At 66.3% G+C, this 7,473-nt stretch carries 12 protein-coding genes; 8 read left to right on the plus strand and 4 right to left on the minus strand.

Going from position 1 to position 7,473, the window contains the following annotated elements; all coding sequences use genetic code 11:
• Positions 1 to 66: 66 nt before the first annotated feature.
• The 3 genes from AC3WJI_RS21215 to AC3WJI_RS21225 are packed head-to-tail and all read right to left on the minus strand — an operon-like array spanning position 67 to position 2,239.
• Positions 67 to 522: a GNAT family N-acetyltransferase gene (locus tag AC3WJI_RS21215; protein WP_492759296.1), complete on the minus strand. Its 456-nt coding sequence runs from the start codon at positions 520 to 522 to the stop codon at positions 67 to 69.
• Complete coding sequence (locus AC3WJI_RS21220; RefSeq protein WP_492759297.1) at positions 522 to 1,640, minus strand: M14 family metallopeptidase; 1,119 nt, start codon at positions 1,638 to 1,640, stop codon at positions 522 to 524. Before AC3WJI_RS21220 ends, AC3WJI_RS21215 begins: the two co-directional genes overlap by 1 nt.
• Positions 1,637 to 2,239 (minus strand): DUF4136 domain-containing protein, encoded by a 603-nt coding sequence (locus tag AC3WJI_RS21225; protein ID WP_492759298.1) that lies wholly within the window; start codon positions 2,237 to 2,239, stop codon positions 1,637 to 1,639. Before AC3WJI_RS21225 ends, AC3WJI_RS21220 begins: the two co-directional genes overlap by 4 nt.
• A 161-nt stretch (positions 2,240 to 2,400) precedes the next feature.
• Between AC3WJI_RS21225 and ykgO the strand changes: the two genes are divergently transcribed.
• From ykgO to AC3WJI_RS21245, 4 genes are read left to right on the plus strand one after another with little or no spacing between them, the layout of a single operon-like run.
• A complete protein-coding gene (gene ykgO / locus AC3WJI_RS21230; RefSeq protein ID WP_066482602.1) occupies positions 2,401 to 2,526 on the plus strand; it encodes a type B 50S ribosomal protein L36 in 126 nt (41 codons plus the stop codon).
• Between the two features lie 8 nt (positions 2,527 to 2,534).
• Entirely contained in the window at positions 2,535 to 3,149 is a 615-nt protein-coding gene (locus tag AC3WJI_RS21235; RefSeq protein WP_492759299.1) for an HAD family hydrolase, read from the plus strand.
• Between the two features lie 6 nt (positions 3,150 to 3,155).
• Entirely contained in the window at positions 3,156 to 3,479 is a 324-nt protein-coding gene (locus tag AC3WJI_RS21240; RefSeq protein WP_492759300.1) for a type II toxin-antitoxin system Phd/YefM family antitoxin, read from the plus strand.
• Entirely contained in the window at positions 3,476 to 3,871 is a 396-nt protein-coding gene (locus AC3WJI_RS21245) for a type II toxin-antitoxin system VapC family toxin (protein WP_492759301.1), read from the plus strand. The genes AC3WJI_RS21240 and AC3WJI_RS21245 overlap by 4 nt, the downstream gene beginning before the upstream one ends.
• Positions 3,872 to 3,874: 3 nt before the next feature.
• On the opposite strand, the gene pyk is transcribed toward AC3WJI_RS21245, so the two are convergent.
• The gene (gene pyk, locus AC3WJI_RS21250) at positions 3,875 to 5,344 is read right to left on the minus strand and encodes a pyruvate kinase (protein WP_492759302.1); all 1,470 of its coding nucleotides are present in this window, start codon (positions 5,342 to 5,344) and stop codon (positions 3,875 to 3,877) included.
• Between the two features lie 67 nt (positions 5,345 to 5,411).
• Between pyk and AC3WJI_RS21255 the strand changes: the two genes are divergently transcribed.
• The 4 genes from AC3WJI_RS21255 to AC3WJI_RS21270 form a co-directional block, all read left to right on the plus strand.
• Positions 5,412 to 5,783: a DUF1244 domain-containing protein gene (locus AC3WJI_RS21255; RefSeq protein ID WP_492759303.1), complete on the plus strand. Its 372-nt coding sequence runs from the start codon at positions 5,412 to 5,414 to the stop codon at positions 5,781 to 5,783.
• A gap of 114 nt (positions 5,784 to 5,897) precedes the next feature.
• Positions 5,898 to 6,137 (plus strand): DUF2312 domain-containing protein, encoded by a 240-nt coding sequence (locus AC3WJI_RS21260; RefSeq protein ID WP_492759304.1) that lies wholly within the window; start codon positions 5,898 to 5,900, stop codon positions 6,135 to 6,137.
• A 122-nt stretch (positions 6,138 to 6,259) separates the two neighbouring features.
• Positions 6,260 to 7,003, plus strand: a complete 744-nt coding sequence (locus AC3WJI_RS21265; RefSeq protein ID WP_492759305.1) for a YebC/PmpR family DNA-binding transcriptional regulator — start codon at positions 6,260 to 6,262, stop codon at positions 7,001 to 7,003.
• Between the two features lie 50 nt (positions 7,004 to 7,053).
• A partial coding sequence (locus AC3WJI_RS21270; RefSeq protein ID WP_492759306.1) for an endonuclease domain-containing protein occupies positions 7,054 to 7,473 on the plus strand: 420 nt, incomplete at its 3' end.

The following is a 7,473-nucleotide window of genomic DNA, read 5'->3' on the forward strand; positions in this document are numbered from 1 at the left end:
GGCATCGAGCCCGACCTTCTCTTACCCACCCCTGACCCTCCCTAGGAGGGAGGGGAGACTCGAGCCCTAAACCACCCGCGACATGAATCGGCTGAACGGGTCGGGCTTATACTCCGCGAACGGCGCGCATTCGGTGAAGCCGAACTGGCGGTACAGGCCATGCGCCGCATCGAACGCCTCGCCCGACCCCGTCTCGAGGCTCAGCCTTTTATACCCGCGCGCGCGCGCGACGCCGAGGATGTGCGACACCAGCGCCGCGCCGGTGCCGCGGCGGAGATGCTCGGCGGCGGTGCGCATCGACTTGATCTCGCCATGCGCCGGATCGAGCTGCTTGAGCGCGCCGCAGCCGAGCAGATCCTCGCCGTCCCAGGCGGTCCAGAACGTCACGCCGGGCGCGCGCAGCCCGGAGAGATCGAGGAAGTGACAGCTCTCCTTCGGCGAATTCGCGAGCATCCCCGCGAAATGCACGTTGAGCAAAGCGACGACCTGCGGGTCGTCCAGTCCCCCCTCGCGTATCTCCATCAGACCTCGTCGATCATGCCGGCGAGCGTGTCGAGACAGGCATGCGCGAGGATCTTGCACCGGGCCGGCGACCAGGCGAATTCCGGGTCGGCATTCGCATCGTGGTCCTTGAACGGCATTTCGAGCGTCATCGACACCGCGCCGAAGCGCTCGGCCAACTGGTTGGTCGACATCGACAGGTTGGCCTGTCCCGGCGCCGACTTCTCATAACCGAGATCGAGCTGAAACTCGGGCGTGGTGTCCGCCAGCCGCCGCGCGAAATCGTAGAATTTCTCGCCTAGCGCGTCGGTCCAGCTCGGGATCCCCTCGAAGCCGGCGAGGAAGTTGGCCGGAATCGCCTCGTCGCCGTGCACGTCCATCGCGAAAGCGACGCCGGTCTCGTCCATCCGGTTGCGCACCGCGAGCACTTCGGGGCTCTTCTCTAATGTCGGGGAATGCCATTCGCGGTTGAGGTTGATCCCAGCGGCATTGGTGCGCAGATGCCCGCGGCGCGACCCGTCGGGGTTCATGTTCGGGACGATGTGGAAAGTCGCCTTCCGGCGCAGGGCCTGCGCGTTGGCGTCGCCCGCGTCGGTGAGCTTCTCGAGCGCGCCTTCCATCCACCATTCGGCCATCGTCTCGCCGGGATGCTGACGCGCGTAGAGCCAGACCTGCTTGGGGCCCTCGCCGATGCTCAGGCAATCGATCGGCTGGCCGTCGAGCGTCTGGCCGAGCTCGTGGTGCGTCACGCCCGGCTGCGCCGCAATCCGCGTCACCAGGTCGTGATGCCGCTCCATCGAATAGGGCGCGAAATAGGCGAACCAGACAATGTCGGTGTCGATCGCGCGGGTGAAGCTGAGCACCCCGTCGGCATAATCGGTATCGGTCGTCCGCCAATTCTCGCGGTCGGTGCTCCACCGCGTCTGGTAGCCCGGCCAGCCGAACGGATAGGCCGACCCGCCCGCATTGAGGATGCGGAAGGTCAGCGTACGCCCCTTGGCGCCCGCCAGCCGGAAGTGGAACCACTGGTAGAAGTCGGACAAATGATCGGTGACGATCTCTAGGTCGACTCGGTCGCCGTCGATCGCCACCACGCGGATATTGCCGCCGTCGAAGGCGGCGTTGATCTGGATGCTCATTTGACCGTGGTAGTCACCCCGGACTCGCCTGGGAAGTCCCTGAACAGCGCCCGGGCGAGCCGCGCCGCCGCCTCGCGCGGGTCGTTGCCCGGCTTGCCGCTCACCGTTTCGGTGACCGCGCGGCCTTCCCAAACGGTGGTGTTGTCGCTGCGCCGGCGCAATTGCACCGCCAGCTCGGATCCGGTCACTTCGCGGGTCTTGCCGCCGATGCCGAACGACAGTCCGCCGCCGAGGCCCACGCCGCCGCCGCGCCGGCCGCCGCTGATCCCGCCGCCACCCAGGCCGATCGAGACCGGCGGCTGCTCGCGATAGGCGCCGCGCGAGACGCGCGTGAACGACACGCCGGCGATATAGCCCGACGCCGTCGCGCCGGGCGCGAAGCCGATCCGCTGGAGCTCGGCTGCGACGGCATCGGCATAAAGCTGATATTCAGGGCTGATCTGTGCGGCGCCGGTCGCCGGCTCGATCGCGACGCTGGTCCGCTCGGGCATCGCGCCCAGATGATAGCGCGTGACTTCCACCGGCGCGGTGCGCGTCGTCGTGCAGCCACCCGCGAGCAACGCCGCGCCCACCACTGCGATGCTGAAAAGCTTGGTCACCGGGCACGCCTCCTGTCTCGCGGGGAGAACGCCCCGCCGCAGCTCAAACCCTGCCGCGGGCGAGTCGGTTCCGCAAGGCCGCAGCACCTTGACTTGGCCGGTATCGGCCATTAGGCGGGCGCCTCTTTTCCAGCATCCAATATTTGAGAAGCGAATCGGTCATGAAGATCGTGAATTCATTGAAGTCGCTCAAGGGGCGCCACCGCGACAACCGCGTGATCCGCCGCCGCGGCCGGATCTACGTGATCAACAAGACGAATCGCCGGTTCAAGGCCCGCCAGGGCTGATCCAGTAGGTGGGGACGCCGTCCGCCGTCATCTTCGATGTCGGCAACGTCCTTTTCGACTGGCAACCGCGACGTCTCTACGAGCGTCTGATCGAGGACGATCAGGCGCTCGACGCGTTTCTGGCGAATGTCGTCACCAAGGAATGGCATTTCCAGCACGATGCCGGCCGCCCGTTCGCCGAGACTTCGGCTGAACTGAGCGCGCAATTCCCCGAGCATGCCGAGCTGATCGCGGCCTGGGGACCGCGCTTCAACGAGACGGTCGAGGTCCCCGTCCCGGGCATGCTCGAGCTCGTCCGCGAGCTCGATGCCGCGGGCGTGCCCTTGTTCGCGATCACCAATTTCTCGGGCGAGTTCTGGCGCGCCTGGGTGCCGCAGCACGCCGAATTGTTCGATCGCTTCCGCGACATCCTCGTCTCGGGGGACGAGAAGCTCGTCAAGCCCGACCCCGCGATCTACGCGCTCGCGCTCCGGCGCTTCGGGCTCGAGGGCCCCGACGCGGTGTTCGTCGACGACAGCCCCGCCAATATCGACGGCGCCAATGCCGCCGGCATCCATGGCGTGTTGTTCAGCACCGCCGAGGACTTCCGCGCCGAGCTGATGCGGCTGGGGTTGCTTGCCTGAAGCTTCGTGAAGGTGTACACTGCGTACACAACGGAGGCAGCCATGAAGATGTCGGTCCGCGAAGCCCGCGCCAATTTCGCTACTGCGCTCGAAGCCGCGGAGAAGGGCGAGCGCGTCACCATTACCAAGAACGGTAAGGCCATCGCTGAGCTCGGACCTCCGCAGTCCCCGAAAAAGGCCTTCGATTTCGAGCGTGCGGCGCGCGTGCGCAAGGCGATGGGACTCGATGGCCTCGACGCCGACGATCTGTGGCCACCCGAGTTCGACGATCCGGCATTCAGCCGCAAGGTGCTGGGTCTGGAAGACAATCCAGATATCGAGCCGCGATGAAGCTGTTGCTCGACACGCATTTCTTCATCTGGCTCACCGGCGCGCCGCAGGAGCTTAGGCCTCGCGAAAGAGCCCTGCTCGCCGAAGATGTCGAGCTTGTCGTGTCGAGCGTCTCCCTGCTCGAGATCCGCCTGAAATGGCGTTCGCTCGAATTGCGGGGAAAGCCGCACAAGGCGCTGAGCCCAGCGGCCGCACTTTCGCTGATCGGCGAGACCGGACTGACGCTCGCCGAACTCACCGGCGCCGATATCGCCGCCGAGCTGAAGCCCGCGCTCGTCCACACCGATCCGTTCGACGAGCTTCTGCTGCTCCACGCCCAGCAGCTCGGCGCCAAGCTGCTCACGCGTGATGGCAAGCTAGGCGGCCACCCCGCCGCCTATCGCTTCGCCTGAGGCTCAGCCGCCCTCGGGCCCCTGATAATTCTTGAGCTCGTCGCCCAGGATCGTCACCACGTGGAGCACGTTGGTCGAGCCCGGCGTCCCGAACGGCACGCCGGCGCACACCACGATGCGGTCGCCCGCGCCGGCCAGTTCCTGGCGCAGCGCCATGCGCTTCGCCTTGCCGACCATCTCCTCGAACGATTCGACGTCGCGGGTGTGGACCGCGTGGCTGCCCCATAGCAATCCGGTGCGCCGCGCGGTCTCGACCTTGGGGGTCAGCACCATGATCGGCACCGTCGGCCGCTCGCGGGCGATTCGCCGCGCGGTCGAGCCCGAGCTGGTGAAGCAGACGATCGCCGAGGCCGAGACCGTCCGCGCGATGTTCTTCGCCGCTTCGGCGAGCGCGTCGGCAGTGGTCGGATCGGGGCGGGTGACGGTGAAGTGGACGCGGTCGCCATGCGCGGGATCGCGCTCGACCGCGTCGGCGATCGAATTCATCATCGCCACCGATTCGACCGGCCATTTGCCCGCCGCGCTCTCGGCCGAGAGCATGATCGCGTCGGCGCCGTCATATACCGCGGTCGCCACGTCCGAGACTTCGGCGCGGGTCGGCGAGGGCGATTCGATCATCGATTCGAGCATCTGCGTCGCGACGATCACCGGCCGGCCCATCCGCCGCGCGGTCTCGACGATACGCTTCTGCAGCGGCGGCACGCTCTGCGGCGGCAGCTCGACGCCGAGATCGCCGCGCGCGACCATCACGCCGTCGCACTGCTCGACGATCTCCTCCAGCCGCGTGATCGCGCTCGGCTTCTCGATCTTGGCGAGCAGCGCCGCCTTGCCGCCGATCAGCCGCCGCGCCTCCATCAGATCCTCGGGCCGCTGGACGAAGCTCAACGCGATCCAGTCGACATTCTGCTCGACCGCGAAGGCGAGGTCGCTGCGGTCCTTCTCGGTCAGCGCCGCCAGCGGCAGCACCATGTCGGGGACGTTGAGCCCCTTCGAATTGGACAGGGTTCCGCCCACCTCGACGCGCGTCACCAGCCGATCGGGCGCTGCCTCGACGACGCGCAGCACCATCTTGCCGTCGTCGAGCAGCAGCCGCGCATCGGCATGCGCCGCCTCGAAGATCTCGCGGTGGGGGAGCTCGACGCGAGTCGCATCGCCCGGGGTCGAATCGCGGTCGAGGACGAATTCGTCCCCCGCGGCGAGCACCACCTTGCCCTCGGCGAACCTGCCGACGCGGAGCTTCGGCCCCTGGAGATCGGCGAGGATCGTCGTCGGCCGCCCGAACTTCTTCTCGAGGCTGCGGATCGCCTCGATCACCGGCACCTTCGATGCCTGGTCGCCATGGCTCATGTTGACGCGGAAGGCATCGGCGCCCGCCTCGAACAGCCGCTCGATCATCTCGACGGTGTTGCTCGCGGGTCCCAGCGTCGCGAGGACGCGGACTTTACGGGTGCGGGGGCGTAGGGCCTTTGTCATCGCTGTCATCCTTGTGCGCGCCTGCCTCTAACCGTTAATCTGCGTCGATCAACCACGGAGGTCCACGGTGCCGACACTTGAGACTATAGACGACGCAGTGGCGGCCGCGGCGTTCCGGCGGCTCGTCCGCCATCTGCGGCATCGCAGCGATGCCGAGAATATCGACCTGATGGGGCTTTCGGGCTTTTGCCGCAACTGCCTCGCCGAATGGGTACAGGAGGCCGACGGCACTTTGTCGAAGGACGAGGCGCGCGCGCTGATCTATGGCATGCCCTTCGCCGAGTGGAAGGCGAAGTACCAGAGCGAGGCCACCCCCGAGCAGCTCGCGCGGATGGAGGAGAGCCTGGCGAAGAATCACCGCGAGGAATTGCTCGACGAGGCGATCGACGAGAGCTTCCCAGCCAGCGATCCGCCCTCGATGAGCGAGCCCGGCCGCTAGCTACTTGAGCCCGGCGCCCGCGTCCTTTAAGCGCGCGCTTCCATCTTCATCGCCGATCCCCGGGGCCGCCGCTGCGGCCCTGCGCGGGCGCGGCGCCACCAGCAGGAGTATCCCATGTCCGATTCCGTTTCCGCCGAGCAGCTGCGCCTCTTCATCGAGCGGATCGAGCGCCTCGAGGAAGAGAAGAAGGGCATCGCCGACGACATCAAGGACGTCTATGCCGAGTCCAAGTCGACCGGATTCGACGTCAAGACGATGCGCCACATCGTCCGCCTGCGGAAGATGGAGAAGCATCACCGCGACGAGGCCGACGCGCTGCTCGAAACCTATCGCCAGGCGCTGGGGCTGCACTGAGCCCCGCCGCCACATCTCCCCGTTCGCCCTGAGCTTGTCGAAGGGCCGTACTTTCTTCTACCGCTGGCTGAGAAAGCAGAACGGGGCTTCGACAAGCTCAGCCCGAACGGTAGGTTGTACCCATGGCAGGCCATTCCAAATTCAAGAACATCATGCACCGCAAGGGTGCGCAGGATAAGAAGCGCTCGGGCATGTTCTCCAAGCTCAGCCGCGAAATCACCGTCGCGGCCAAGATGGGCTTGCCCGATCCCGACATGAACCCGCGGCTGCGCGCCGCGGTCAACGCCGCCAAGGCGCAGTCGATGCCCAAGGACAACATCACCCGGGCGATCGACAAAGCGAGCCGCGGCGATGCCGAGAATTACGAAGAGATCCGCTACGAGGCGTTCGGCCCCGGTGGCGTCAGCCTGATCGTCGAGACGCTGACCGACAATCGCAACCGCACCGTCACCAACGTGCGCACCGCGATCAGCAAGAATGGCGGCAATCTCGGCGCGCCCGGCTCGGTCAGCCACGCCTTCGACCGGATGGGCCTGATCAATTATCCCGCCAAGGCCGGCGACGCCGACAAGGTCTTCGAGGCCGCGCTCGAGGCCGGCGCCGAGGACGTGACGTCGAGCGAGGACGGCCACGAGATCTGGACCGCGATGGATTCGCTCCACGAAGTCGCCAAGGCGCTCGAGCCCGTGCTTGGCGAAGCCGAAGGCGCCAAGCTCGCCTGGCGCCCGCAGACGATGGTCGCGGTCGAGGAGGGCGATGCCGGCACCCTGTTCAAGCTGATCGACGCGCTCGACGACGACGACGACGTCCAGACGGTCTGGGGGAATTACGAAGTCTCGGACGAAGTGATGGAGAAGCTGGCGTAAGCTGCTACCTTGAAGCCCCTCCCCTTTAGGGGAGGGGTTGGGGTGGGGCAGTGGTAACAGAGAAGGAACTTCTCGAGCGGGCAAAGGAAATGCGCCGCAATCCAACCGAGCCAGAGGTTCGGGTCTGGCGCCATCTCTCCAACACCCAGCTCGGTCACAAATTTCGGCGTCAGGCCGTACTCTTTCCTTACATCTGCGATTTCTTCTGCCCGGCCAAAGGCCTGATCGTCGAAATCGACGGCGATACGCATGATCCAATCTATGACGGGAAGCGAGATGAACGGCTTAGCCGGGGGGGCTTCCAAGTGCTGCGTTTCACCAACATCGACGTCCGCGAAAACATCGAAGGTGTCGTGAGCACTATTCTTTCCGTTCTCCGGCAACGCCCTGATCGCTGGTCCGGCGGGCCCCACCCCAACCCCTCCCCTGAAGGGGAGGGGCGAGCCAAGCCGCAAGCAAAGCCCCTCCCC

It is taken from the genome of Sphingomonas sp. FW306-1B-B10E, from assembly GCF_058782005.1.

Excerpts from the sequence above, each read along its gene's own strand:
- AC3WJI_RS21260 (WP_492759304.1), top strand. The coding sequence starts at position 5,898 with ATGTCCGATTCCGTTTCCGCCGAGCAGCTGCGCCTCTTCATCGAGCGG.
- AC3WJI_RS21215 (WP_492759296.1), bottom strand. The coding sequence starts at position 522 with ATGGAGATACGCGAGGGGGGACTGGACGACCCGCAGGTCGTCGCTTTG.
- AC3WJI_RS21265 (WP_492759305.1), top strand. The coding sequence starts at position 6,260 with ATGGCAGGCCATTCCAAATTCAAGAACATCATGCACCGCAAGGGTGCG.
- AC3WJI_RS21220 (WP_492759297.1), bottom strand. The coding sequence starts at position 1,640 with ATGAGCATCCAGATCAACGCCGCCTTCGACGGCGGCAATATCCGCGTG.
- AC3WJI_RS21245 (WP_492759301.1), top strand. The coding sequence starts at position 3,476 with ATGAAGCTGTTGCTCGACACGCATTTCTTCATCTGGCTCACCGGCGCG.
- ykgO (WP_066482602.1), top strand. The coding sequence starts at position 2,401 with ATGAAGATCGTGAATTCATTGAAGTCGCTCAAGGGGCGCCACCGCGAC.
- pyk (WP_492759302.1), bottom strand. The coding sequence starts at position 5,344 with ATGACAAAGGCCCTACGCCCCCGCACCCGTAAAGTCCGCGTCCTCGCG.